The sequence below is a fragment of the Azorhizobium doebereinerae UFLA1-100 genome, from assembly GCF_000473085.1.
GTDB classification, from domain to species: domain Bacteria; phylum Pseudomonadota; class Alphaproteobacteria; order Rhizobiales; family Xanthobacteraceae; genus Azorhizobium; species Azorhizobium doebereinerae.
In genome coordinates this window covers 118,444-141,492 of record NZ_AXBA01000012.1, presented here as the reverse complement: position 1 = coordinate 141,492, position 23,049 = coordinate 118,444, and the positions used below count along the sequence as shown (strand labels likewise).

The 23,049-nt window shown below is 70.8% G+C and carries 25 protein-coding genes; 13 read left to right on the top strand and 12 right to left on the bottom strand.

The genetic code is table 11. The features are described from left to right. Positions 1–182: 182 nt before the first annotated feature. The 5 genes from YU1_RS28995 to hemC form a co-directional block, all read right to left on the bottom strand. Positions 183–1,022, bottom strand: a complete 840-nt coding sequence (locus tag YU1_RS28995; protein ID WP_051356730.1) for a cobalamin-binding protein — start codon at positions 1,020–1,022, stop codon at positions 183–185. Continuing rightward, on the bottom strand, positions 1,019–2,638 hold the full coding sequence (locus YU1_RS0110645; RefSeq protein ID WP_029004049.1) for a heme biosynthesis protein HemY: 1,620 nt from the start codon (positions 2,636–2,638) through the stop codon (positions 1,019–1,021). The genes YU1_RS28995 and YU1_RS0110645 overlap by 4 nt, the downstream gene beginning before the upstream one ends. Beyond that, positions 2,635–3,882, bottom strand: coding sequence for a COG4223 family protein (locus YU1_RS0110640; protein WP_029004048.1), 1,248 nt, complete (start codon positions 3,880–3,882; stop codon positions 2,635–2,637). Before YU1_RS0110640 ends, YU1_RS0110645 begins: the two co-directional genes overlap by 4 nt. A gap of 227 nt (positions 3,883–4,109) precedes the next feature. Further along, entirely contained in the window at positions 4,110–4,805 is a 696-nt protein-coding gene (locus YU1_RS0110635; protein WP_029004047.1) for a uroporphyrinogen-III synthase, read from the bottom strand. A gap of 3 nt (positions 4,806–4,808) precedes the next feature. Then, on the bottom strand, positions 4,809–5,750 hold the full coding sequence (gene hemC, locus YU1_RS0110630; protein WP_029004046.1) for a hydroxymethylbilane synthase: 942 nt from the start codon (positions 5,748–5,750) through the stop codon (positions 4,809–4,811). 576 nt (positions 5,751–6,326) lie between these two features. Here hemC and tsaD point away from each other — a divergent pair. Both tsaD and YU1_RS0110620 read left to right on the top strand, forming a co-directional pair. Beyond that, entirely contained in the window at positions 6,327–7,388 is a 1,062-nt protein-coding gene (gene tsaD / locus YU1_RS0110625) for a tRNA (adenosine(37)-N6)-threonylcarbamoyltransferase complex transferase subunit TsaD (protein WP_029004045.1), read from the top strand. Positions 7,389–7,409: 21 nt separating this feature from the next. Then, positions 7,410–8,396 carry an NAD(P)H-dependent glycerol-3-phosphate dehydrogenase gene (locus YU1_RS0110620; RefSeq protein WP_029004044.1) on the top strand — a complete coding sequence of 329 codons (987 nt, stop codon included), beginning with the start codon at positions 7,410–7,412 and terminating at the stop codon, positions 8,394–8,396. 47 nt (positions 8,397–8,443) lie between these two features. Here YU1_RS0110620 and YU1_RS0110615 read toward each other — a convergent pair whose 3' ends face one another. Further along, the gene (locus YU1_RS0110615) at positions 8,444–8,743 is read right to left on the bottom strand and encodes an antibiotic biosynthesis monooxygenase family protein (RefSeq protein ID WP_029004043.1); all 300 of its coding nucleotides are present in this window, start codon (positions 8,741–8,743) and stop codon (positions 8,444–8,446) included. Between the two features lie 325 nt (positions 8,744–9,068). Here YU1_RS0110615 and YU1_RS34380 point away from each other — a divergent pair, with 325 nt between their 5' ends. The 4 genes from YU1_RS34380 (at position 9,069) to YU1_RS0110595 (ending at position 10,920) form a co-directional block, all read left to right on the top strand. After that, positions 9,069–9,773 (top strand): class I SAM-dependent methyltransferase, encoded by a 705-nt coding sequence (locus YU1_RS34380; RefSeq protein WP_035714852.1) that lies wholly within the window; start codon positions 9,069–9,071, stop codon positions 9,771–9,773. 101 nt (positions 9,774–9,874) lie between these two features. Beyond that, on the top strand, positions 9,875–10,288 hold the full coding sequence (locus tag YU1_RS0110605; RefSeq protein ID WP_029004041.1) for an EVE domain-containing protein: 414 nt from the start codon (positions 9,875–9,877) through the stop codon (positions 10,286–10,288). Positions 10,289–10,350: 62 nt separating this feature from the next. Beyond that, on the top strand, positions 10,351–10,662 hold the full coding sequence (locus tag YU1_RS0110600) for a hypothetical protein (protein ID WP_029004040.1): 312 nt from the start codon (positions 10,351–10,353) through the stop codon (positions 10,660–10,662). A gap of 42 nt (positions 10,663–10,704) precedes the next feature. Continuing rightward, positions 10,705–10,920, top strand: coding sequence for a hypothetical protein (locus tag YU1_RS0110595; protein ID WP_029004039.1), 216 nt, complete (start codon positions 10,705–10,707; stop codon positions 10,918–10,920). Between the two features lie 197 nt (positions 10,921–11,117). On the opposite strand, the gene YU1_RS0110590 is transcribed toward YU1_RS0110595, so the two are convergent. Beyond that, a complete protein-coding gene (locus tag YU1_RS0110590) occupies positions 11,118–11,582 on the bottom strand; it encodes an Lrp/AsnC family transcriptional regulator (protein WP_029004038.1) in 465 nt (154 codons plus the stop codon). A gap of 162 nt (positions 11,583–11,744) precedes the next feature. On the opposite strand from YU1_RS0110590, the gene YU1_RS0110585 reads away from it, so the two are divergent. Beyond that, positions 11,745–12,758, top strand: a complete 1,014-nt coding sequence (locus YU1_RS0110585) for a 1-aminocyclopropane-1-carboxylate deaminase (protein WP_029004037.1) — start codon at positions 11,745–11,747, stop codon at positions 12,756–12,758. A gap of 6 nt (positions 12,759–12,764) precedes the next feature. After that, on the top strand, positions 12,765–13,058 hold the full coding sequence (locus YU1_RS0110580) for a hypothetical protein (RefSeq protein WP_029004036.1): 294 nt from the start codon (positions 12,765–12,767) through the stop codon (positions 13,056–13,058). Positions 13,059–13,265: 207 nt separating this feature from the next. Here the strand turns inward: YU1_RS0110580 and YU1_RS0110575 are convergent, their stop codons facing one another. Then, positions 13,266–13,613 (bottom strand): hypothetical protein, encoded by a 348-nt coding sequence (locus YU1_RS0110575; protein WP_029004035.1) that lies wholly within the window; start codon positions 13,611–13,613, stop codon positions 13,266–13,268. 250 nt (positions 13,614–13,863) lie between these two features. Continuing rightward, positions 13,864–14,493, bottom strand: coding sequence for an NADPH-dependent F420 reductase (locus tag YU1_RS28990; protein ID WP_051356729.1), 630 nt, complete (start codon positions 14,491–14,493; stop codon positions 13,864–13,866). A 114-nt stretch (positions 14,494–14,607) separates the two neighbouring features. On the opposite strand from YU1_RS28990, the gene YU1_RS28985 reads away from it, so the two are divergent. Continuing rightward, positions 14,608–15,537, top strand: a complete 930-nt coding sequence (locus YU1_RS28985) for a LysR family transcriptional regulator (protein WP_051356728.1) — start codon at positions 14,608–14,610, stop codon at positions 15,535–15,537. Between the two features lie 66 nt (positions 15,538–15,603). Here YU1_RS28985 and YU1_RS0110560 read toward each other — a convergent pair whose 3' ends face one another. After that, complete coding sequence (locus YU1_RS0110560; RefSeq protein ID WP_029004034.1) at positions 15,604–16,587, bottom strand: MBL fold metallo-hydrolase; 984 nt, start codon at positions 16,585–16,587, stop codon at positions 15,604–15,606. Positions 16,588–16,732: 145 nt separating this feature from the next. Between YU1_RS0110560 and YU1_RS28980 the strand changes: the two genes are divergently transcribed. After that, positions 16,733–17,698, top strand: a complete 966-nt coding sequence (locus YU1_RS28980) for a LysR family transcriptional regulator (protein ID WP_084539798.1) — start codon at positions 16,733–16,735, stop codon at positions 17,696–17,698. Here the strand turns inward: YU1_RS28980 and YU1_RS0110550 are convergent. Then, a complete protein-coding gene (locus tag YU1_RS0110550; protein ID WP_029004033.1) occupies positions 17,658–18,092 on the bottom strand; it encodes a lipid-binding SYLF domain-containing protein in 435 nt (144 codons plus the stop codon). The two genes, YU1_RS28980 and YU1_RS0110550, sit on opposite strands and share 41 nt — an antisense overlap. Positions 18,093–18,449: 357 nt before the next feature. Between YU1_RS0110550 and YU1_RS0110545 the strand changes: the two genes are divergently transcribed. Further along, entirely contained in the window at positions 18,450–19,142 is a 693-nt protein-coding gene (locus YU1_RS0110545) for a class I SAM-dependent methyltransferase (protein ID WP_029004032.1), read from the top strand. A 44-nt stretch (positions 19,143–19,186) separates the two neighbouring features. Here YU1_RS0110545 and YU1_RS0110540 read toward each other — a convergent pair whose 3' ends face one another. Continuing rightward, positions 19,187–19,555 (bottom strand): DUF423 domain-containing protein, encoded by a 369-nt coding sequence (locus YU1_RS0110540; RefSeq protein ID WP_029004031.1) that lies wholly within the window; start codon positions 19,553–19,555, stop codon positions 19,187–19,189. 280 nt (positions 19,556–19,835) lie between these two features. Here YU1_RS0110540 and acs point away from each other — a divergent pair, with 280 nt between their 5' ends. Both acs and YU1_RS0110530 read left to right on the top strand, forming a co-directional pair. After that, positions 19,836–21,794, top strand: a complete 1,959-nt coding sequence (gene acs, locus YU1_RS0110535; RefSeq protein ID WP_029004030.1) for an acetate--CoA ligase — start codon at positions 19,836–19,838, stop codon at positions 21,792–21,794. 215 nt (positions 21,795–22,009) lie between these two features. Next, entirely contained in the window at positions 22,010–23,047 is a 1,038-nt protein-coding gene (locus tag YU1_RS0110530; RefSeq protein ID WP_425339145.1) for a sulfate ABC transporter substrate-binding protein, read from the top strand. The last annotated feature ends 2 nt before the right edge of the window (positions 23,048–23,049 follow it).

The following is a 23,049-nucleotide window of genomic DNA, read 5'->3' as shown; positions in this document are numbered from 1 at the left end:
GCACGTCCCGGCGGCGCCGCCGGGCGGGATGCGCGGCCGCGCCCGGCGCCGGGCGCGGGGGGCCTTGTCCTAGAGCACGTTCCGCTCAAATGGCATCGCCATTCGAGCGGTAAAACGTTCTCTATCAAAGTGTTAGAGGGCGATTCCCCGATCAGATTGGCTCATTCTGATCGGATCGCGCTCTAGCTGGCGGCGGCCTCGGCGTGGCTGCGGGCCTCGGCCCAGCCGTGGATCAGCCGTTCCAGGGCGTCGAGCCCGTCGGTCAGGGCGGCGGGGCCGGGCTGGAGGATCAGCGGCGAGCGCACCTCGGTGAGCGCCCCCGTCCGGACGGCGGGAAGGGCGGAGAAGCCCGGGCGGGCGGCGAAGGCGGCGGGGTTGAAGCGCTTGCCGCACCAGGAGCCGATCACCAGGTCGGGGGCCGCCGCGATCACCTCCTCGGGGGTGACGGTGCGGTCGGTGGCGGTGCTGCCCAGCGCCTTGTGCGCGAACACGTCCTCGCCACCGGCCAGGGTGACCAGTTCCGACACCCAGCCGATGCCGCAGATCATCGGCGCGTCCCATTCCTCGAAATAGACCCGCGGCCGGTGCGGCAGGCGACGGGCGCGTTCCCCGGTGGTGATCAGGCGCCCGGCCAGCACCTCGGCCAGGTCGTTGCCCTTCTCCGGCACGCCCACCAAAGCGGCGACGGTGCGGATCATGGTGAGGATGCCGGCGATGTCGCGCTGGTTGAAGGCATGCACGGCGCAGCCGGCGCGCATCAGGTCGGCGACGATGCCGGCCTGGAGGTCGGAGAAGGCGAGCACCAAATCCGGCTTCAGCGACAGGATCTTCGGCAGGTCGGCGGTGGTGAAGCCGGAGACGCGCGGCTTCTCCAGCCGCACCCGCGCCGGGCGCACCGCATAGCCGGAGACGCCGACGATCAGGTCCTCCTGGCCCAGCAGATAAAGCGTCTCCACGGTTTCTTCGGTGAGGCAGACGATACGGCGCGGCGGGAAGCCGACGCGCGGAGCCGGGGAGGTCATAGTCCGAACAATCGTTTTCGGGACGGGGCGGCGTCCGCGGGTTCCGCTTCGACATCCGGACCCGGGTCATCCGGGAGAGGTGGCAAGGCGATGACAGGATCGGCCTTCATGGTGACATCCGTTGCTTGTGCGACGGTTGCGTGACCATCGGCCGGGGCGGCGGCTTCCGCCGCCGCGCGGGCGGCGAGCGCCTCCGCATGCGCCGCCGCGTCCACGGCGGCGAGGCGCTCCAGCTCGGCGGCGCGGGCGATCTCGCGGCGCGCCTCCTCCTTCTCGCGGATGGCGGCGATGGCGGTGCGCACGCGCTCGGCCTCGTGCTCCAGCACCGGGGTGGCGGAGACGCCGGGCGGCACCGCCCAGGTGAAGGCGTCGAGCTTGCCGGTGACCGGGGACACCGGGCCCCAGTCGTCATAGACCCGGCCGTCGGCGATCCAGGCCGGATCGCGCGGGGCGCGCAGCGCCCGGGCGGCCCATTCGCGGGCCTTGCCCACGTCCTCGTGCTCGGCGGCCTCCAGCTCGGCCATCAGCAGGCAGATGCGCTGGGTCGGCTCGGCGGACACCCGCTGGAGCAAGGCGCGGGCCTCGGCGAACTCGTGCGCGTCGATGGTGGCGTGAGCGAGCGCGATGAGGCTCTCCGGATGGTCCGGCGCGCGGGCGGCCAGCGCGCGGATGCGCTTCAGCCGGTCGAGCGCGGCGTCGCCCGGCCGCAGATGGGCGCAGACCTCCGCCAGTTCCGGGTGCGGGGTGGCGGCATAGGCGGTCTCGACGATCTTGGTGGCCTTGCGCAGGTCGCCATTGAGGCCGAGCAGGCGCCCGGCCACGGCGGCGGCCGGCACCAGGGTGGGGGCGAGGCGCACCGCCTCCACCGCCCGCTCACGGGCCACCGGCGGGTCCGACGCCTCCAGCGCCAGGGCTTCGGCGGCCAGCAGCACGGCGCGGCGGCGGCGGTATTGCAGCTTGTCGATGCCGCGATGGGCCATCTGCTTTTCAAGCACCGCGCGGGCGCCGGCATAGTCGCCCTCGGCGCAGCGCGCCTCGATCACCGCGTCCGCCGCCCAGGTGAGGGCGGGGGCCTGCCCGGCGGCTTCCTCGGCCAGCACGCGCGAGGCGGCGATGTCGCCGGAGCGGCGCGCCTCGATGTGCAGGCCGCGCAGGCCGATGAGCCGGGTGTCCGGCACGTCCAGCATGGCGCGGAAGGTGCGCAGGGCATCGTCCTGGTCGCCCGCGAACTGGGCCGCCTGGGCGGCGAGCAGCCGGGTCAGCGGCTCGTGCGGCAGGTGGCGCTGGGCGTCGGCGCGGGCGCGGCGGGCGGCGTCCACGTCGCCGGCGCCGATGGCGATGAGGCCGCGCGACACCGCGGCCCAGCCCTTCTCGCGCTTGCGGCGGCGGGAGAAGGCGGCGATCAGGCTTGGGGCGCGCACCAGCAGGGAGAGCAGGTGCCAGACCACCAGCAGCGCGACGCTGAAGGCGGCGAGCGCCGCGAGCGCCACGGGCACCGTGGTCTCGATGCGCCAGCCTTGCCAGGCGATGACCATCTCGCCCGGCCGGTCGGCCAGCCAGGAGGCGCCGAAGGCGATGAGGGCGAGGACGACGATGAGGAGGACGAGGCGGATCACGGCACCTTCCCGGAAATGGCGGCGAGCGCCTGCTGGAACAGCGTGGCGGCGGCGTTGGCCGCGTCGCGGCGGCCTTCGATCTCGGCGACGAGCGGCTGGAGCTTCTCGCGCGCGCCGGGCGGCAGTGTGGCCAGGGCGGCGAGCGCGGCGTCCATGTCGCCCGCCCGCACCGCCGCCACCGCCTTCTGCAGGGCGGCCGCGGCATCGGGACTGGCGGCGGCGCCGGTCCCGCCGGGCGGGGTGACGCGCACGAGGTTCTCGGCGCTGGACATCAGCCGGTTCACGAGGCCGTCCGCGCGCGGCGCGCCGGGCTCGGCGGAAAGCGCGGCGGCGCCGTCTTCCGCCAGCCGGGCGGCGAGCTTGGCGGGCGGGGCGTAGCCGGAATTGGCCGCCGCCACGAACGGGTCGAAGCTGCCGGCGCTGGGGCCGAGGATGGCGCGCGCCGCGTCCAGCTCCATGGCGAACGGCCGGCCGGACAGCACGGCGTCGCGCAGGACGGCGAGCACCGCCACCGCCGCCGCCGCGCGGTCGAGGGCGAGCGCGGAGGCGCTGAGCTCTTCGATGCGCTTCTGCGTCTCGTCCACCTTGCGGCCGACGTCGCCGGCCTGGGCCTTGACGCTGTCCACGCCGGCCTGGAGCTGGCTGCGCAAGGCGGCGATGTCCGCATTGGCCTTGGCAAGGCCGTCGCGGGTCTGGGCGAGGCCGTCGCGGACCTGGGCAACGCTGTCGCGGACTTGGGCGAGGCCGCCGGTGATCGGCTGGAGATCCGGCGCCGCCTGCTGGCGCAGCATGGCTTCCAGCTTGTCGAAGCGCTGGGCGTCCACCGCGCGGTCGCGGGAGATGTCGGCGGCGAGCGCGGCCACCTGCCCGGCGGCGCTGCTCTGCCCCGGCGGCGGGACATATTGGGTGAAGGTCCAGGCGGCGGCGACGGCGACCAGGCCGCCCGCCACCGCGCCGGCGATCAGCGGCACGAAGGGGGAGGGCCGCTGCGCCAGCACCAGGGGCTCGGCCACGTCGGGCGCCTCATAGGCGTCGGGCTCCACCACCGTGTCGGCGCGCGCGGCCGCGGCGGCGTCGGGCAGGGCGGCGTCCGCCGGCGCCGTGTCCACGGGGGGCGTCTCCGTGGGGGCCGTGTCCACGGGGGCAGGGGCCTCGCCGTCCGCGGCCGGCGGCGCGGTATCCGGCGCGGGCTGCCCGCCGCGCGCCGCGCGGATCGTGTCGGAGGTGGGATCGTCGCTCGCCATGGGCCTCCTCGCCAACATCCTGTCGCGGCATGCGCCGCCTCGGGCCCATGCCTGCGTTATGATTCGGGCGGCCGTTGGATGGGCCTCGCCGCCCCTCCGGCCGTGACTGTCGGACCGTAACGGTTCCGGATTAGCGCAGCGCCCGCCCCTCCGGCAACCGGCGCAGGGGCGGGACCGGGCGGGGGGACGCGGGCGGTGTCCCTCCGGATCGATCCGGCTCTCCAGCCTTACAGCAAAGTCATGAGCGCGTCCTCATCGGGCGCGGGCGCGACCTCCGCTCGGGCGCCGAACGCGACGAGCGGCGCCGCCACCGCCTGCGACAGGCAGAAGTGCCGGAGGGCACGGAAGGGTCCGCTCACATCTGCGGCAGCAACGCCGTGCAGCAGCGCGTCCACCGTGCGCGGCGAATAATGCAGCGCCCCGTCCAGCGCGCCGTCGCGCAGGGCGGCGACGGTGGCGGGGGCGAGGCCCTCCGCCGGCAGGCTGCGGTAGAGCACGGCGAGCACCACGCCGATGCCGTGCGGGCGGAGCGCGCCGGAAAGGTCGCCCGCCCGCTCGGCGCCGGCGGCGTGCAGCACCCGGCTGCCGGCCGGCAGGGCGGCCAGCGCCGCGCCGAGGGCGGACACCTCGCCCGCGCAGTCGGTGACGGGCGCGAAGCCCGCCTCCCGCGCGGCGGCGGCGGTGCGGCTGCCCACGGCGAAGGCCGGAACCCCGGCCAGCCCGGCGCGCGCCGGGTGGCGGGCCAGCGCCCGCACGCCGTTGACGCTGGTGAAGGCGAGCGCGTCGAACGGCCCCTCGGGCAGCGCCGCGCCGGTATCGGCGATGCGCAGCATCGCGTCCTGGAGCACCTGGTGGCCGAGCGCGGCGAGGCGCCGGGCGGTCTGCCCGCCGCCCGGTTCCGGCCGCGTCACCAGCAGGCGCATGGCTCAGAGCCCGAGGGCGCGGGCGGGCGCGGTGGTGCGCAGGCGCGCGCCGGCCTCGGCGCCGAGCCGGGCGGCCTCGGCGAGGGGGGCGCGCTCGTCGATCTCGGCCGCGTCGGTGCCGTCGGGGGAGAGGATCAGGCCGCGCAGATGCACCTGATCGCCTTCCACGGTGGCGAGGCCGGCGATGGGGGTGCGGCAGGAGCCGTCCAGCGCGCCGAGGAAGGCGCGCTCGGCGGCGAGCGCGATGCCGGTGTCGCGGCAGGCGATGGCGGCGATGGCCGCCGTGGTGACGTCGTCCCCGAGGCGGCTCTCGATGGCCACCGCCCCCTGGCCGACGGCGGGCAGGAAATGGGTGGTGTCGAGAATGCTGCTGGCCTCGTGGGCGAGGCCGAGGCGCGTGAGGCCGGCGAGCGCCAGCAGCGTGCCGTCGAACGTGCCGCCTTGCACCTTGGCGAGGCGGGTGTGGACATTGCCGCGCAGCAGCGACACGTCGAGGTCCGGCCGCAGCCGGCGCAGCTGGGCCTCGCGGCGCAGCGAGGCGGTGCCGATGCGCGCGCCGGCGGGCAGGTCCTCCAGGCGCGTGCCCGCGCGCAGGATCAGCGCGTCGCGCACGTCGGCGCGGGGCAGGAAGCCGGAGAGATAGAGCCCGTCCGGCAATTGGGTGGCCATGTCCTTGGCCGAATGCACCGCGAGGTCGATGCGCTTGTCGAGCAGCGCCTCCTCGATCTCCTTGGTGAACAGCCCCTTGCCGCCGGCCTCCGACAGGGCGCGGTCCTGGATGGTGTCGCCCGAGGTGCGGATCACCTCGATGGTGATGCTGTCCACCGGCCGGCGGTGGGCCGCCGCCAAGGCGTCGCGCACGGCATGGGCCTGCCACAAGGCGAGCGGGCTGCCCCGCGTGCCGATGGCGAGGCGGGGCATGGAGGCGGTGGTCGTATCGGGCATCAGGGCTGCGGCATCGCGTCTTGTGTGAGGGGCGCGTACAATGATAGCCGGAATCGCAACAAGATAGAGCGGCGTTCGGGCGCATCCCCGGTTGCCCGCAAGTGATGCGTGCCCATTTTGGTGGCGCGGCGCAAGGCGGGCGCGGTGTCTGTGGGCTTGATGGCTGTGTGTGCCAGCGAGGCTGCGCTCCGGCAGGCGCTCCGGCGGAGCAGGCGTCACCCCCCTCCCCAGCCCTCCCCCGCAAGGGGGGAGGGGGCGCGTCGCGTCTGGGGGAGAGGGCGCGCGGGGGACGGCGTGTGGTGCGCTGTGCGCTGTGCGCTGTGCGCTGCGTGTGACGCGCGGTGCGTGGCGTGCGGGGTGTGTTGTGAGCGACCTCTCCGCGTAAGAGCGGGGAACCCTCCCCCCTGCGGGGGAGGGCAGGGAGGGGGGTGAAGCGGCCGGGGCCAAGCGTCCGGCCGGCAAGGCTCCCCGCATACGACCGGCCGCCGGGAGCCCCGGAGGCCGGGGAATAGGACAGCACCGGACCTCGCGATGCGTCGGCATCGGCGGGCTCCGGCATGAAGGAGGCACAGGCCGGTGGCGGATCTTCTGGTGCTCGGGATCGAGACCACGTGCGACGAGACCGCAGCGGCGGTGGTGGCGCGCTCCCCCTCCGGGGCGGGCGACATCCGCTCCAACGTCATCCGCTCGCAGATCGAGGCGCATTCGCCCTATGGCGGCGTGGTGCCGGAGATCGCCGCCCGCGCCCATGTGGAGGTGCTAGACCATGTCATCGCCCAGGCGATGGAGGAAGCCGGCGTCGGCTTCAACGATCTGGCCGCCATCGCCGCCGCCGCCGGCCCCGGCCTCATCGGCGGGGTGATCGTCGGCCTGACCACGGCCAAGGCGCTGGCGCTGGCCGCCCGCCGCCCGCTGGTGGCGGTCAACCATCTGGAGGCCCACGCCCTCACCGCCCGGCTGACCGACGGGGTGGCCTTCCCCTATCTGCTGCTGCTGGTGTCGGGCGGGCATACCCAATTGCTGGCGGTGGAGGATGTCGGACGCTACCGCCGCCTCGGCACCACCCTGGACGACGCCATTGGCGAAGCCTTCGACAAGGTGGCGAAGATGCTGAGCCTGCCCTATCCCGGCGGCCCCGAGGTGGAGAAGCAGGCGGCGGCGGGCGATCCGCAGCGCTTCGCCTTTCCCCGGCCGCTGCTCGGGCGGCGCGAGCCGGACTTCTCCCTCTCCGGCCTGAAGACCGCCGTGCGGCTGGAGGCGGACCGCCTCGCGCCTTTGTCCGACCAGGACGTGGCGGACCTGTGCGCCGGCTTCCAGGCGGCGATGGTGGATGTGGTGGCCGACCGGGTGCGGGCGGGCGCGCGGGTGTTCCGCGAGCGGCTCGGCTCCGGCCCGACCGCCTTGGTGGTGGCCGGCGGCGTCGCCGCCAACGGCGCCATCCGCGACACGCTGCACAAATTGGCGGCTGATCTCGGCACCCGGCTGGCGGTGCCGCCGCCGGTCCTGTGCACCGACAATGGCGCGATGATCGCCTGGGCAGGCGCCGAGCGCCTTGCCCGCGGCCTCACCGACCCCCTGAGCCTGAGCCCCCGCGCCCGCTGGCCGCTGGACCCGGCGCCCGCCACCGCGCGGGCGTGAGCGCCGTATGAGCGTTTCCGCATGACTACTTTCGAACATATCGGCGTCGTCGGCGCCGGGGCGTGGGGCACGGCGCTGGCCAATGCCGCCGCCCGCGCCGGGCGCACCGTCACACTATGGGCGCGCGATCCCGTCCAGGTGGCCGAGATGGCGGAAACGCGCGCCAACCCGCGCGGCCTGCCGGGGGTGGCGCTGGAGGAACGCGTGCGCCCCACCGCCGACCTGGCCGCGGCCGCCGCGGCGGATGCGGTGCTGCTGGTGGTGCCGGCGCAGGTGTGCCGCGCCGTGGCGGGGGATCTCGCCCCCCGGCTGGCGCCGGGCACGCCGCTGGTGTCCTGCGCCAAGGGCATCGAGCGCGGCACCGCCGCCTTCATGAGCGACATCATCGCCGCCGCCGCGCCCACGGCGCTGCCCATGGTGCTCTCCGGCCCGAGCTTTGCCCATGACGTGGCGCGCGGCCTGCCCACCGCCGTGACGCTGGCGGGCGCGGACGCCGGGATGGCGCAGGATCTGGCGGCGGCGCTGGGCTCGTCCTCGTTCCGGCTCTATCACTCCACCGACGTGCGCGGGGTGGAGATCGGCGGCGCGGCCAAGAACGTGCTGGCCATCGCCGCCGGCATCGTCGCCGGCCGCCGGCTCGGGGCGAGCGCGGGCGCGGCACTGACCGCGCGGGGCTTCGCCGAGCTGCTGCGCTTCGGCCGGGCGTTCGGCGCGCGGAGCGATACGCTCACCGGCCTGTCCGGGCTGGGCGACCTGATCCTGACGGCGGGCGGGCCGCAGTCGCGCAACTTCGCCTTCGGCCTCGCCCTGGGCGAGACGGGAACGGTGCCGCAGAGTGGCAAGCTGGCGGAAGGCGCCTTCACCGCCAGCGCGCTGGTGGCGATGGCGGCGGGCCAGGGCGTGGAGATGCCGATCTGCGCGGCGGTGGACGCGGTGCTCGCCAGCCGGCTCTCGGTGGAAGGCGCCATCGAGGCGCTGATGGCCCGGCCGCAGCGGGCCGAGGCGTAGGCGGGGCCGCGCGCAACGCGAACCCCGCCGTTCCAGAGAAGCGGGCCTCAGAAGCCGACGAACGTGGTCTCCAGGTGCTGCACCTGGGGCGGGACGGCGAAGAACGGGCCGACCAGACGGCGCCATTCCTGGAAGTCCTCGGAGCCGCGGAAATCCACCGTGTGGTTCTCCAGTGTCGCCCACTTCACGCTGAGGTGGTATTCGGTCGGCGTCTCCACCGAGCGGCGGATCTCCATGCCGGTGCAGCCCTTGGCGCGCTGGAACAGCGCGATGGCCTGGCGCGCGGCCGCTTCGAACTCGGCTTCCTGGCCGGGCTTCACGGAGATCACGGCGAGTTCATAAACCATTTTAGCCTCGGAAGTCGGTGACGGTGCGGGCATTTATCTGGGAGATTGGCGGGCTCTAGACGGACTCGGCGGCGCGGCGCTGAATTCTGCTGAACAAGACTTCATCTGCCTGCCGCGAATACGCTATATCTGCACGATCCCCGCAGAATCGGTGGCGACGCTGGAGCGCGATCCGATCGGATTGAACCGATCTGATCGGTGAATCGCCCTCTAACGTGGTGATAGAGAACGCGTTATCCGATCAACTGCAAGCTGATCGGCGCGTGCTCTAGCATGCGGCCCGCGGCGCGGTCCAGGCGGGCGGCGGCATGGAGGAGAGTTGAACGTGCGACCGGCGACGAGGTGCTCCATCTGCGGCGGGACGACGTTCCGGCGGCGCGAGGTCCTGTGGCAGCGCCTCATCGACGAATGGCAGATCTCCCCGGCCGAGGTGGACTATATCGACCGCCAGCAGGGCGAGAGGTGCGGCGATTGCCGCGCCAATCTGCGCTCCGTCGCGCTGGCCTCCGCGCTGCTCTCGGTGTTCCGCAGCGAGGATACCCTGTCCGCCTTCGTGGATTCGCCCGCGGCGGCCGGCTTCAAGGTGCTGGAAGTGAACACGGCGGGGAACCTGCACGCCACGCTGGAGCGGATGCCGGGGCATGTGTTCGGCGCCTATCCCGAGATGGACATGCACGCGCTGCCGTTCGCGGACGGCAGCTTCGACGTGGTGGTGCATTCCGACACGCTGGAGCATGTGGCCGACCCGATCCACGCCTTGGCCGAATGCCGGCGGGTGCTGCGGCCCGGCGGCGCCCTGTGCTTCACCGCCCCCGTCATCATCGGCCGCATGAGCCGCAGCCGCGAAGGGCTGGCGCCGAGCTACCACGGCAATGCCGAGGAGAAGCGCGGCGACTGGGTGGTGCGGACCGAGTTCGGCGCCGACCTGTGGGCCTTCGTGATGGAGGCCGGTTTCGAGCGGATCCAATTGTTCAGCGTCGGCTATCCGGCCGGCCTTGCCTGGGCGGCCTATCGCGAGGGCGTCTCTTAAGGGCCTCTGTCGGGGCATCCCCCTGGGGTCTCTTGCCAGCACCGGGCGGCACTGGGTAAAGCCGGAGGGCCGCCGCACCCGTTCGTTCGAGGAGATCCCGCATGGCCCACTGGCTCTACAAGTCCGAGCCGTTCAAATGGTCCTGGGACCAGCAGGTGAAGGCCGGCGCCAAGGGCACCCACTGGGACGGGGTGCGCAATCATCTCGCCAAGCAGCAACTCCAGGCCATGAAGCTGGGCGACACCGGCTTCTTCTACCATTCCAACGAAGGCAAGGAGATCGTCGGCATCGTCGAGGTGATCCGCGAATTCTATCCCGACCCCTCGGACGCCACGGGCAAGTTCGGCATGGTGGACATCAAGGCGGTGAAGCCGCTGAAGAGCCCGGTGACGCTGGCCACCATCAAGGCCGAGCCGCGCCTGGAGAACATGGCGCTGATCAAGTTCTCGCGCCTCTCCGTGCAGCCGGTGCGCGAGGAGGAATGGGACATCATCCTGGCGCTGGCGCAGGGGTGAATGGCCGTTTGATCTCGGGCTTGGCTGTGGTGGAGTAGGGCCGGAAACCCGGTAGGGCTTGCATGCCTCCTCCCTTCTTTCAGCCGCCCTGGCCGCCGTTCACCGCCGGCGACAGGACCTACACGTTCAGCCATCTCGACGAATTCTGCTTCGAGATGGAGGATTCGGCAGGGCGGCGGCGGTGTCTGCTGGTGTCCTTCAGCGATCATGTCTTTACCCGGGATGACGTGCCGCCGTCGGCCAGGCCCATTCCATTTCCCGGCTGTAGCCGCAGCCCGGGCTATATCTGTGACGCGCGCTATGGCTTTTCGCTCGGCTTGCGGCCCCGGATCGAGGGGCTGCCGGCCGCACAGGTCTGGCTGCTGAGTGGATAGGACAGGTTCGCCCTCATTCCCCAGCTCGATCGCGACGGCCTCGTGACGCTGTTCGCGGTGGTGTTCACGCTGGACAAGGTGAGCGGCCTGCCGGTGGATCTGCATCTGCGCGTGCGCTCAGCCTACCCATGTGACCGCAAGGTGCCCGACACCTTCGGGCAGGTGCGCTTTCGGCATCTGGTGACGCTGCGGTGCGAAGGGCGGCATCCGCCGAAGCGTCACGACCGAAACCGCCGGCGGCCGAAGGTCCTGCCCTGAAACGGAAATGGCCCCTTTCGGGGCCATCCGGCATAAGCCTCGGAGCGAAGCGCTTCGCCCGCAAGGGCTATCCTTCCCATCCGGGAAAGACCCGCTGGCGTGGGTGGCGTTGGCTGTCTCACGCTCAAGACCAACGATCTGGTCCCAAAATACACCCCGTCCGGCCCGCCGGTCAACGCACGGCGTGACCGGCCCGCTCAGAACTCCAGCGGGGCGTTGTCGACCACCTCCTTCATGACGAAGAAGGTGCGGGTCTGGCGCACGCCGGGCAAAGCGATGAGCTGCTGGCCGTGGATGCGGTTGAAATCGGCCATGTCGCCGACCCGGATCTTCAGGAAATAGTCGAAGTCGCCGGCCACCAGATGGCAGTCGAGCACGAACTTCAGCTTCGCCGCCGCCGCCTCGAAGGCGCCGAAGCTCTCCGGCGTCGAGCGGTCCAGCACCACCCCCACCATCACCAGCGTGCCGCGATCCACCTTGTGCGGGGCGACCAGCGCCCGCACGCCGGTGAGATAGCCCTCCTCGAACAGGCGCTGGGTGCGGCGGTGGCAGGTGGCCGGGCTCACCGCCGCCGCCGCCGCCAGGTCCGCATTGCTGAGCCGCCCGTTCGCCTGGAGCAGGCGCAGGATCTTGAGGTCGGTCCGGTCCAGTTCATCGGCCATGGAAGATTCTTCCGTTAATAGCTTTATAAACGGAAGAAGCTGGTTGGCTTGTCAAGCCTGGATGCGTCATTCGCCATAGGAAACGCAAACTTCGGAAGCACCTTCCATCCGGCCTTTGCTAGAGTCCGGCCGGTCAAAAACCACCTTCCGGACGGCCCGCAGATGTTGGAAAAATTCGAGCGCTATCCGCTCACCTTCGGCCCCACCCATATCGAGAAGCTCTCGCGCCTGACCGAGCATCTCGGCGGCAAGGTGGAGCTGTACGCCAAGCGCGAGGACTGCAATTCCGGCCTCGCCTACGGCGGCAACAAGCTGCGCAAGCTCGAATACATCATCCCCGACGCCATCGCCTCGAATGCCGACACGCTGGTGTCCATCGGCGGCGTGCAGTCCAACCACACCCGCATGATCGCGGCGGTGGCGGCCAAGATCGGCTTCAAGTGCCGCCTGGTGCAGGAAGCCTGGGTGCCGCACGAGGACGCCGTCTATGACCGCGTCGGCAACATCATGCTCTCGCGCATCATGGGCGCGGACGTTCAGATGTGCGACGAGGGCTTCGACATCGGCATCCGCAAGAGTTGGGAAGACGCCATCGCCGACGTGAAGGCCAAGGGCGGCAAGCCCTATGCCATCCCGGCCGGCGCCTCGGTGCACAAGTATGGCGGCCTCGGCTACGTGGGCTTCGCCGAGGAAGTGCGCGCCCAGGAGGCCGAGCTCGGCTTCAAGTTCGACTATATCGTGGTCTGCACCGTCACCGGCTCCACCCATGCCGGCATGCTGGTGGGCTTCGCGGCAGACGGCCGTGCCCGCAAGGTGATCGGCATCGATGCCTCCTTCACCCCGGCGCAGACCAAGGCGCAGGTGCTGGAGATCGCCCGCCGCACCGCCGACCTGGTGGAACTCGGCCAGGACCTGGTCGAGGACGACGTGGTGCTGGTGGAAGACTATGCCTATCCGGCCTATGGCGTCCCCTCCGAGGAGACCAAGGACGCGATCCGCCTCTCCGCCCAGCTGGAAGGCATGATCACCGACCCGGTCTATGAGGGCAAATCCATGCAGGGCATGGTGGACCTGGTGAAGAAGGGCTATTTCCCGGAAGGCTCGAAGGTGCTCTACGCCCATCTCGGCGGCGCCCCGGCCCTGAACGGCTACGCCTACGCCTTCCGCAACGGCTGACGCATCATGGCCGTCGTTCTCCTGTGCGAATTCCCCGCCGACCGGCAGGATGTGCGCGCCTGGGTCCTCGCCCGGGCGATCCTGCTGCGCGCGCGCGGTGAGGCGGTGTTCGAGACCGGCGGCGCGGACGCCGCGCCCGAGCCCCATGGCCGCGAGGTCATGGCGCTGGAGGTGGCGAGCGTTGTGAACGGATGGTGCATCCTGTCCGAATGGCGGCGCGACCCGCTGTTTCCCGCGGCCCTGGAGGCCCGGGTGCTGGAGACCGACGCCATGGAGGCGGCCCTGGCGCGCCTGCCCTGAGGCCGGCGCCCAGAACGACATTTTCCCCCAGACGCAACGGGGCGGGCGGATGTCTCCGCCCGCCCCGTTTCGCGTTCTGCGCGATGCAGCGAGAGCATTTCAATGTTTCATGGAAACACTGAAATGCTCCAAATCATTGATAGAGAGTGTCGTTCTGCTTGGATTAGGAAGCGCTCAAAGCCGGGCATGCCCTGGAGGCCGGCGCGGTCACCGCATGGGCAGGGAGCCGTCCGGCGCCGGGCCCCAATGGGGGTTCTCGGCCGCGAAGGGGCTGACGGTGGGGCCGGCGTTCTGCACCGGGATCACGGTGGCGCGGGCGGTGGCGCGGGCGGTGGTGCCGGCCATGGGCCGGGCGGCGGCGGGCAGCAGGGTCTCGTTCGCCCGCTGGGCCGGGGCCTTCGCCTGCGCCTGGGCCTTCACCTGGGGCAGGAAGCCCTGGGCGCTCACCGCATACTGGGCGCGGTTGGCGGCGGAGATGTATTCGTCCGCCTGGGCGGCGCCCGACAAGGCGAGGCCGGCGGCAAGGGCCAAGGCGGCATAAGAGATCGTACGCATGGGAGTATTCCTTTTCTCGGCCGGGACGTTCAGGAGCGCCCCGTTGTCGAGAGTTGAAATAGCCCTTGCTGCGTCCGGGATAATCTGGCCTTGGCGGCAGAGATTATCCCGGTTCGAGCATTAATGCGGTGGGAACCCTAGAGCGCGATCCGATCAGATTGCATCAATCTGATTGGGGAATCGCTCTCTAACACTTTGATAGAGAACGTTTTACCGTTCAAATGGCGATGCCATTTGAACGGTACGTGCTCTAAGCGGGCGCCGTCGTGCGGCCCCGGAAGGGGCAGTCCGCCTCCTCCGGGTCCCGGCCGGAAAAGGCGAGGCGGATCCACACCATGGCCTGCGGCTCCAGCAGGCGGGCCATGGCCAGTTCGCCGCCGTGGCGGGCATCGAAGCCGAGGTCGGCGATGAGGCCGAGCACGCGGGCCAACGCCGGGGTTTCCGGCCCGGCCACGGTGGTGACCGGCCGCCGGCCGCCGGCGGTGGCCCTGGCCATGAAGGCCGCGCCCATGTGGTTCAGCGCCTTGAACACCTGCGCGCCGGGCACCAGGGCCTGCACCTGCTCGCCGCCGGAGGTGTCCGGCCCCACCGCCAACTCCAGGCCGTTCGGCCCCATGACCAGCGGATTGGTGGCGTCGATCAGCACCCGGCCGGCGAGGTCGCCGCAGGCGGCCAGCGCGGCCGGAACGCCGGCCCAGGGCAAGGCGAGAACGATGATATCGGCGCCGGCCGCCGCCACGGCGAGGGGCAGGGTGTCGGCTTCGGCGGGCGCGGGCCGGGCGGGGGTTGCCGCGCCGTGGCGCACCTCATGGCCCACGTCGCGCCAGTGGGCGCCGAGCGCGCGGGCCAGCCGGCCGGTCCCGAGAATGGCGATCCGCATGGCACATCCCTCCATGGCAGGCCCGTCCTGCCGCCGCCCCCCGCCTGCGGGGGACGTCCAGGCGGCGGACTATCGCCGCGTCGCGATATGTCTGCTAATGAATTCGCTCTCTAGATGGATATCGATATCAACCATATCCGCCGGGTCGACGGCGCCCTGCTGCTGGTGTTCCGGGAGCTGATGGCCACCGGCCAGACCACGGCGGCGGCGCGCCGGCTGGGCCTCACCCAGTCCACCGTGAGCCATGCCCTGCGCCGGCTGCGCGACCTGATGGGCGATCCCTTGTTCCAGCGCCGGCCGGACGGGCTGACGCCGACGCCGCGCGCCCGCGAGCTGCTGCCCATCGTGGTGGAGATGCTGCGCCTGTCGGAGGCGCTGAAGGGCGCGCCCGGCGATTTCGACCCCGCCGCCTCCACCCGGCATTTCCGCCTCGCCGGGCCGGACCTGGTGTCCACCGTGCTGGCCGGGCCGTTCTCCCAGCGGCTGCGGCAGGAGGCGCCGAACGCCCGCCTGTCGTTCCGCTTCCTGGCCGGGCAGGAAGCGCTCGACGCCCTGACGCGGGGCGAGGTGGACATGGCCATCGGCGACTTTCCCGCCGTGCCGCACGGCTTCGCGGCGGCCGAGCTGTGGGCCGAGCGCTATGTGGCGGTGGCCCGGCAGGGCCATCCACGCTTTCCCCCGCTGGATCTCGCCGGCTATCTGGCCGCCGACCATCTGGTGGTGTCCTTCACCGGGCGCTTCACCGGGGCGGTGGACGCGGTGCTCCAGGCGCGCGGCCTCTCCCGCCGGGTGGTGGCGGCGCTGCCCCTGGGGCTGGCGGTGTTCGACGCCGTGGCCTGGGGCGATGCTGTCGCCACCGTCTCCGGCAGCCTCGCCGTGCGCCACGCCGCCGCCTTCGGCCTGGAGGTCCTGCCCCTGCCGGTGGACGTGCCGGGCTATCCCATGGTGAGCGTGCGCCGCGCCGGCAGCCCGGACGCCGGCTACGAATGGCTGGAAGGCCTGATCCGCCGCATGGTGGCGGAATACGCGCCGGAGCGGGGGTAGGCACGCCGCCGGGCGGACGACGAGGGGGCTTGAGAGGCGCGTGGGAAGCGTCGCCGCCGGGGCGCCTCAGGTCTGCAAGGCCCAGTCCGCGCCCTGCCAGCGCAGCTGACCGCGATCCGAGACGATGCGGCCGAGCCCGGGGAAGGGCATGTGCGTCGCCGCCACCAGCGCGCCTTCGGAGGCGGCGAGCGGGAAGAAGCGCTGGCGCATCGCCTGCGCCGCCGCGCGGTCCTGCTCGAACACGAAGCCCACGTCCGTGGCGGCCGGATGCACCACCGGGAACAGCATGTCCGACACCATGATCAGGCTGCGCCCGCCGTCCTCGATGCGCACGCCGATATGGCCGGGCGTGTGGCCGGTCAGGTCGACGATGGTGATGCCGGGCGCGATCTGGCGCGCGCCGTCGATCGCCTGGAGCCGGGGATAGAGCCGCACCACCTCCGCCGACATGCGGAAGCTATTCGCCAGATAATCCGGCGCGCCGTTGCGCTTGGCCGGGTCGGTCCAGTGGATGACGTCGCGCCGGTCGATATAGAGTTCGGCATTGGGATAATTGTTCTGCCCGCCGGCGACCAGGCCGCCCATGTGGTCCTCGTGCATGTGGGTCACGATCACCGCGTCGATCTGGCTGCGTTGCAGGCCGAGCGCTCCCAGCGCCTGCGGCAGCGCGCCGGTCTGGCCGATCGAGCCGGCCGGTCCGGTGTCGAGCAGGATCTTCCGGTCGCCGTCCTCGATCAGATACTGGTTGAAGACGAAGCGGACGCCGCTCGGCCGGGCGACGAACTGCGCCGTCGCCGCCTGTTCGACCTCGGCCGCCGAGCGACCCGGAAAATAGGTGTAGGGCATGTCCGCATAGCCGTCGGTGAGCGCGGTCACGGTGAAGCGGCCGACGCGGATCTGCGCCAGCGGCGTGACGCCGGCCGCCTTGGGCGCCGCCGCGAGGCTCGCGGCCGGGGCGACGAGCGCGGAGAGGCCGCCCCCGAGGAGACCGCCCCCGAGGAGGCCGAGGGGAAGACCGCCCGCAAAGGCACGGCGGGAGAGCTGAGGCATGGTGTGCTCCGTGTGGCCATTGGCGCGAGCGGAACCTCCGTCCTCCGGACCGGCCCCGCCCGCCTGGAGATCACGCTAGGACATCCATATCGGACGCAGTATCGTGGGATTGTGGGACTTCACCTCTCAAATTCCGGAAGGCGCGATGGATCGGTTCGAGGCCATGTCGGTGCTGCTGGCGGTGGTGGAGGCGGGCAGCCTGTCGGCGGGGGCGCGGCACCTGCGCACGCCGCTCGCCACCGTCAGCCGCAAGGTGTCCGAGCTGGAGCAGCACCTGGGCGCCCGTCTGGTGGTGCGCACCAGCCGCGGGCTCATCCTTACCGATGCGGGGCGCGCCTTCGTCGCCGCCTCCCGGCGGATCCTGGACGATCTGGACGGGGCCGAGCGCGCCGCCGCCGGCGAAACCAGCGCGCCGCGCGGCGGGCTGCATGTCACCGCGCCGATCGCCTTCGGCGAGCGCCATCTGCTGCCTGTCGCGCTGGGCTTCCTGAAGGCGCAGCCCGAGATCAGCCTGCGGCTGACGCTGACCGACCGGCAGGTCAGCCTGGCGGACGAGCATGTGGATGTCGCCCTGCGCATCGGGCATCTGGCGGACAGCACGCTGATCGCCGCGCGCGTGGGCGCGGTGCGCCGGGTCATCTGCGCCAGCCCCGCCTATCTCGCCCGGCACGGCGTTCCGCGCCGGCCGGAGGACCTCGCCACGCATGACGGCATCAGCTTCCAGGGCTTCGCCGTCGCCCCGGAATGGCGCTATCGCCGCGACAGCGCGGCCTTCGCGGTCGAGCCGCGGGCGAAGCTTTCGGTAAACACGACGGAGGCGGCCATCCAGGCGGCGCTGGCCGATCTCGGCCTGGTCCGCGTGCTGTCCTACCAGGTGGCCGACGAACTGCGGACCGGGCGGTTGCAGGAACTGCTGGCCGACTTCGCGCCGGAGCCGCTGCCGGTCACCCTCATCTACGCACCGGCCGAGCCGCTGGCGCTGAAGGTCCGCTGCTTTCTGGACTGGACCGTCCCCCGCCTGCGCGCCGCGATGGCCGGGCTGGCGGGGGGGAGGGGTGAGGAGGGAACCCTTACTTCAGCGACAACGCCAGCCCGCTCAGATCAAGGCTGACGATGACGCCCGTTTGCTCGCCGGTCAGCTCCAGAACGGCGCCGTTCTGGTTGGTGAGAACGACAACTTGCGCGCCCTTTACCAGGGCGGCGCCGGCACCGCCCTGGGCATAGACGCCGGAAACGTCAGACGCGCGGCGGATATTCCTGACCTTTCCATGAAAGCGCGTCTCGGACGCGCCGAAGGTGAAGCCATAACTCAGCCCCCCGACGGAGAGCGGATATTTGCGGCCCTGAAAGGTCAGCACGCCGTCACCGGCTGAGCCGCCGACAACGAACCCGGCCTTCACAATGCGGATGCTGATCGAGCCGTCAGCGGCGCTCGCCATCGAGCCGGCGCCGATGAGCGCGGCCAATGCGAGGAGGCCGACTTTGAGTACCGACAAGATTTTCATCGACGATACCTTCCAAGCTAGAGCGATGCGCCGTGTTGCCCATCGTCAGACAACGCTCAATCTGGCGTTTCGTTGCCCGGCAATCAAGCGCGGGACTGAACGCTTCCTCGTTGCGCCCTTTTTGTCGCGCCAAGGCTGATGCGGCGTGTGCGCTTCCCACGTGGGGCGCGCGTCGGGGCATCGGCAAGCCGGCGGGCCACGCCAACGATAAGGGAGCGGACCTAGCCGGCGCTTGCGATGAGCCGGGAGCGGCCGCGGCATGGCTGCGCTCGCGATCAGCTCTCATGGACCGCTCCTGGCGCAAACCCGTGGCTCCACCCCTTCCCTCCGCCCCCGCCCTGGGCCACTGTCCGGCCCATGACCGTGCCCCCCTCCGCCGCCGCCCTCGATCCCCTCGCCTTCGTCCGCGCCGAGACGCGGCTGCGCCCGGTGCCGCTGGTGCCGGAGATCAGCCTGCATGTGGCCGACGAGGCGGTGCCGATCTGGTATCGCACCGAGGAGGAGCTGGGCGCGCTCGGCCTGCCGCCGCCGTTCTGGGCCTTCGCCTGGGCCGGGGGGCAGGCGCTCGCCCGCTATGTGCTCGATCACCCCGAGACGGTGGACGGGCGCCGGGTGCTCGATTTCGCCTCCGGCTCCGGGCTGGTCGGGCTCGCCGCCGCCCGCGCCGGGGCGGCGGAGGTGACCTGCGCCGACATCGACGTGTTCGCCCACGCGGCCATCGTGGTGAACTGTGTGTCGAACGGCGTAAAAACCGCGTCGAACGGTGGGAAATTGTGTGTCGAAACGCGTAATCTCATCGGCACCGACGCGGGCTGGGAGACCGTGCTCGCCGGCGACATCTGCTATGAGCGCGACCTCGCCGCCGCCGTGTTCGGCTGGCTGAAGGGGCTGGCGGCGCGCGGCGCTTTGGTGCTGATCGGCGATCCCGGCCGCAGCTACCTGCCCCGCCAGGAGCTTGAAAAGCTTGCGGAATATGAGGTTCCGGTGACGCGCGAGCTGGAGGACCTGGAGATCAAGCGCACCGGCGTCTGGCGCCCCCGCGCCGCCTGAGCGGGCGCGATGATCCGACGTAAGTTATTGAATTTAAATTCAAATCACGATTTCGCCCGCAGTCCGGCGAAGGCCGTCATCAGCCAGCCGGCGATCATCACCGTGCCGCCGAACGGCGCCGAGCCGCCCAGAAGCTTGATGTCCATCAAGGCCCGCGCCGCCAGATCGCCGGAAAATAGCAGCGTTCCGAGGCAGATGGCCGAGGCGCCCACCAGCAGCGGCACCCGTCCGCGCGTCAGGCCGGCGGCCAGCGTGCCGAGCCCGACCAGGGCCGCGGCATGGAACAGCAGGAAATTCGCCCCGGTGGCCAGCGATGCGCCGCCGGTCAGATGGGCCGACACCGCCGCCAGGGCGACCCCGGCGGCGCCGAATAGGCCGGCGCACAGGATGAGCAGGCGAGGCCACAGGGTCATGGGTGCAACTCCTTGCGCGACGGGCCTTTTCTATAGCGGCATCGGACGCGCGAGCCAGCCGGCCGGGGTGCGTCAAAGCCGCCGGGCGACGCGCGAGGCGTTGGTGCGCAACGGATGTTGTGCCGGCCATATCCGCCCAAAGTCTCAGGGCGCCTTGGCTTGTGGTGGCCCGAGGCGCTCACCATAATCCTGCCAAAAGACAGGCGGTGGATCGCGGCTGATCGCGGCCGCCGAACGCTAAGCAAGCGGGTCCAGCCCGCGAACGGGGAGGCGAGGGACAATGTCCGAGAGCGATTATTTCCACGTGCCGGCCGAATGGGCGTCCCGCGCCTTCGTGGATCAGGCCCGCTACGAGGCCATGTACAAGGCATCCGTCGAGAATCCCGACGCTTTCTGGGGCGAGCACGGCAAGCGGATCGACTGGTTCCACCCCTATACCAAGGTGAAGAACACCTCGTTCGAGCCCGGCTCGGTCTCGATCAAATGGTTCGAGGACGGCATCACCAACGTCGCCTACAATTGCGTCGACCGGCACCTGGACACGCGCGGCGACCAGGTGGCGATCATCTGGGAAGGCGACAATCCGGCCGAGAGCCGCAAGATCACCTATCGCGAGCTGGCCTCCGAGGTGAACAAGTTCGCCAACGTCCTGAGAAACCGGGATGTTCAGAAGGGCGACCGGGTCACCATCTACCTGCCGATGATCCCCGAGGCGGCGTTCGCCATGCTGGCCTGCGCGCGGCTCGGCGCGGTGCATTCCATCGTGTTCGCCGGCTTCTCGCCGGACAGCCTGGCGGGGCGCATCTCCGACTGCGACTCGAAGATCGTCATCACCGCTGACGAGGGCCTGCGCGGCGGCCGCAAGGTGCCGCTGAAGGCCAATGTGGACGCGGCCATCGCCCGCCTCGACGCGCCGCTGGACCATGTGGTGGTGGTGCGCCGCACCGGCGCTCCGGTGGACATGCAGCCGGGCCGCGACGTCTGGTATCACGAGGCGGCCGAAATGGTCACCGACGAGTGCCCGGCCGAGCACATGCACGCGGAAGACCCGCTGTTCGTGCTCTATACGTCCGGCTCCACCGGCAAACCGAAGGGCGTGCTGCACACCACCGGCGGCTATCTGGTCTATGCCGCCATGACGCACCATTACGTCTTCGACTATCACGAGGGCGACATCTACTGGTGCACGGCGGACGTGGGCTGGGTGACCGGCCATTCCTATATCGTCTACGGCCCGCTCGCGAATGGGGCCACCACGCTGATGTTCGAGGGCGTCCCGAACTATCCCAGCGTCTCCCGCTTCTGGGATGTGATCGACAAGCACAAGGTCAACATCTTCTACACCGCCCCCACCGCCATCCGCGCGCTGATGCAGGCCGGCGAGGAGCCGGTGAAGACCACCAGCCGCGCCTCCCTGCGGCTGCTGGGCTCGGTGGGCGAGCCGATCAATCCGGAGGCCTGGCACTGGTATCACCGGGTGGTGGGCGAGGGGCGCTGCCCCATCGTCGACACTTGGTGGCAGACCGAGACCGGCGGCATCCTCATCACCCCGCTGCCCGGCGCCACGGCGCTGAAGCCGGGCTCGGCCACCAAGCCGTTCTTCGGCATCGTGCCGGAGCTGGTGGATGCGGAAGGCCGGGTGCTGGAAGGCGCGGCCGAGGGCAACCTGGTGATCGCCGAGAGCTGGCCGGGCCAGATGCGCACGGTCTATGGCGACCATGAGCGCTTCGAGCAGACCTATTTCTCCGCCTATCCGGGCAAGTATTTCACCGGCGACGGCTGCCGCCGCGATGCGGACGGCTATTACTGGATCACCGGCCGCGTGGACGACGTGATCAACGTCTCCGGCCACCGCATGGGCACGGCGGAAGTGGAAAGCGCGCTGGTGGCCCATCCCAAGGTGTCGGAGGCGGCGGTGGTGGGCTTCCCGCACGACATCAAGGGCCAGGGCATCTATGCCTATGTGACGCTCATGGACGGGGTGGCCCCGACCGAGGAACTGCGCAAGGAATTGGTGAACTGGGTGCGCAAGGAGATCGGCCCGATCGCCTCGCCGGACCTGGTGCAGTTCGCCCCCGGCTTGCCGAAGACGCGCTCGGGCAAGATCATGCGCCGCATCCTGCGCAAGATCGCCGAGGACCAGTTCGAGAACCTGGGCGACACCTCGACGCTCGCCGATCCCGGCGTGGTGGAGGATCTGGTGAGCAACCGCCAGAACAAGCGCGACGCCGCCGCCTGACCGGCTCCGAACCCGTTCCGTGAAACGCCCCGCCTCCGTGCGGGGCGTTTTGCGTTTGGGCGGCTTGTGCGCCTCGAAGGGATCACGCGTGCGGGAGGCGAGGGGGCGGGGCGATCATCCATATTCCCAATGGGAAATGGGTGTGCTACGCATTTTACAAGCGTGAATTAAAATTCCACGCAGATAAACTGATAAACGCCCGGAGCCTCCTGATGCTGACCCGCCGTTCCCTGTTCCCCGTCGCGCTCGGCGCCCTCGCCGCCGGCGTCAGCGCCGGCAGCATCTCCGCCGCCCTCGCCCAGGAGCTGGCCTATAGCGGGCCGAACACGCTGCTCAACGTCTCCTACGACATCTCCCGCGAGCTGTTCACGGCGGAGAATGCGGAGTTCGTGCCGCTGTGGAAGCAGAAGACCGGCAAGGACATCACCGTGAACCAGAGCCACGCCGGCTCCTCGCGCCAGGCGCGGGCCATCATTGAGGGGCTGGAGGCGGACATCGTCACCTTCAACCAGGTGCTGGACGTGCAGGCGCTGGTGAAGGCGGGCTTCGTCGCCAAGGACTGGCAGGCGAAGTTCCCCAACAACGCCTCGCCTTATTACTCCTTCCCCGCCTTCCTGGTGCGCGACGGCAACCCCAAGGGCATCAAGGACTGGAACGATCTCGTCCGCGACGACGTGAAGGTCATCTTCCCCAACCCGAAGACCTCGGGCAACGCCCGCTACACCTATCTGGCCGCCTATGCCTATGCGCTGGAGCAGAACAAGGGCGACACCACCAAGGCCGACGCCTTCGTGAAGAAGCTACTCGCCAACGTACCGGTGTTCGACACCGGCGGACGGGGCGCAACCACCACCTTCGTCGAGCGCGAGACCGGCGACGTGCTGGTGTCGTTCGAGGCCGAGACCCGCGCCATCGCCGACGTCTACAAGGACAAGAAGCTCGCCACCGTGGTGCCTTCGGTCAGCGTGCTGGCGGAATTCCCCGTGGCGGTGGTGGACAAGGTGGTGGACAAGCGCGGCTCGCGCGCGGCGGCCACCGCCTATCTCGAATTCCTCTATTCCCCCGCCGGCCAGACGGTGGCCGCCAAGGCCTATCACCGCGTGGTGGACAAAGAGGTGGAGGCCAAATTCAAGGAGCAGTTTCCTCCGGTGCGCCTCGTGAAGGTGGAAGACGTGTTCGGCGGCTGGGACAAGGCCAATGCTGACCACTTCCTCTCCGGCGCCAAGCTCGACCAGGTGTTCGGCGCCCGTTGAGC

Bases quoted from the DNA above. Each gene is read 5' to 3' on its own strand.
- YU1_RS28995 (WP_051356730.1), bottom strand. From the start codon at position 1,022: ATGACCTCCCCGGCTCCGCGCGTCGGCTTCCCGCCGCGCCGTATCGTC.
- YU1_RS0110615 (WP_029004043.1), bottom strand. From the start codon at position 8,743: ATGGTTTATGAACTCGCCGTGATCTCCGTGAAGCCCGGCCAGGAAGCC.
- hemC (WP_029004046.1), bottom strand. From the start codon at position 5,750: ATGCCCGATACGACCACCGCCTCCATGCCCCGCCTCGCCATCGGCACG.
- YU1_RS28980 (WP_084539798.1), top strand. From the start codon at position 16,733: ATGGATCGGTTCGAGGCCATGTCGGTGCTGCTGGCGGTGGTGGAGGCG.
- YU1_RS0110550 (WP_029004033.1), bottom strand. From the start codon at position 18,092: ATGAAAATCTTGTCGGTACTCAAAGTCGGCCTCCTCGCATTGGCCGCG.
- YU1_RS0110575 (WP_029004035.1), bottom strand. From the start codon at position 13,613: ATGCGTACGATCTCTTATGCCGCCTTGGCCCTTGCCGCCGGCCTCGCC.
- YU1_RS0110600 (WP_029004040.1), top strand. From the start codon at position 10,351: ATGCCTCCTCCCTTCTTTCAGCCGCCCTGGCCGCCGTTCACCGCCGGC.
- YU1_RS0110585 (WP_029004037.1), top strand. From the start codon at position 11,745: ATGTTGGAAAAATTCGAGCGCTATCCGCTCACCTTCGGCCCCACCCAT.
- YU1_RS0110545 (WP_029004032.1), top strand. From the start codon at position 18,450: ATGACCGTGCCCCCCTCCGCCGCCGCCCTCGATCCCCTCGCCTTCGTC.
- YU1_RS28990 (WP_051356729.1), bottom strand. From the start codon at position 14,493: ATGCGGATCGCCATTCTCGGGACCGGCCGGCTGGCCCGCGCGCTCGGC.
- acs (WP_029004030.1), top strand. From the start codon at position 19,836: ATGTCCGAGAGCGATTATTTCCACGTGCCGGCCGAATGGGCGTCCCGC.
- YU1_RS0110620 (WP_029004044.1), top strand. From the start codon at position 7,410: ATGACTACTTTCGAACATATCGGCGTCGTCGGCGCCGGGGCGTGGGGC.
- YU1_RS28985 (WP_051356728.1), top strand. From the start codon at position 14,608: ATGGATATCGATATCAACCATATCCGCCGGGTCGACGGCGCCCTGCTG.
- YU1_RS0110540 (WP_029004031.1), bottom strand. From the start codon at position 19,555: ATGACCCTGTGGCCTCGCCTGCTCATCCTGTGCGCCGGCCTATTCGGC.
- YU1_RS0110640 (WP_029004048.1), bottom strand. From the start codon at position 3,882: ATGGCGAGCGACGATCCCACCTCCGACACGATCCGCGCGGCGCGCGGC.
- YU1_RS0110605 (WP_029004041.1), top strand. From the start codon at position 9,875: ATGGCCCACTGGCTCTACAAGTCCGAGCCGTTCAAATGGTCCTGGGAC.
- YU1_RS0110560 (WP_029004034.1), bottom strand. From the start codon at position 16,587: ATGCCTCAGCTCTCCCGCCGTGCCTTTGCGGGCGGTCTTCCCCTCGGC.
- YU1_RS0110590 (WP_029004038.1), bottom strand. From the start codon at position 11,582: ATGGCCGATGAACTGGACCGGACCGACCTCAAGATCCTGCGCCTGCTC.
- YU1_RS0110635 (WP_029004047.1), bottom strand. From the start codon at position 4,805: ATGCGCCTGCTGGTGACGCGGCCGGAACCGGGCGGCGGGCAGACCGCC.
- YU1_RS0110580 (WP_029004036.1), top strand. From the start codon at position 12,765: ATGGCCGTCGTTCTCCTGTGCGAATTCCCCGCCGACCGGCAGGATGTG.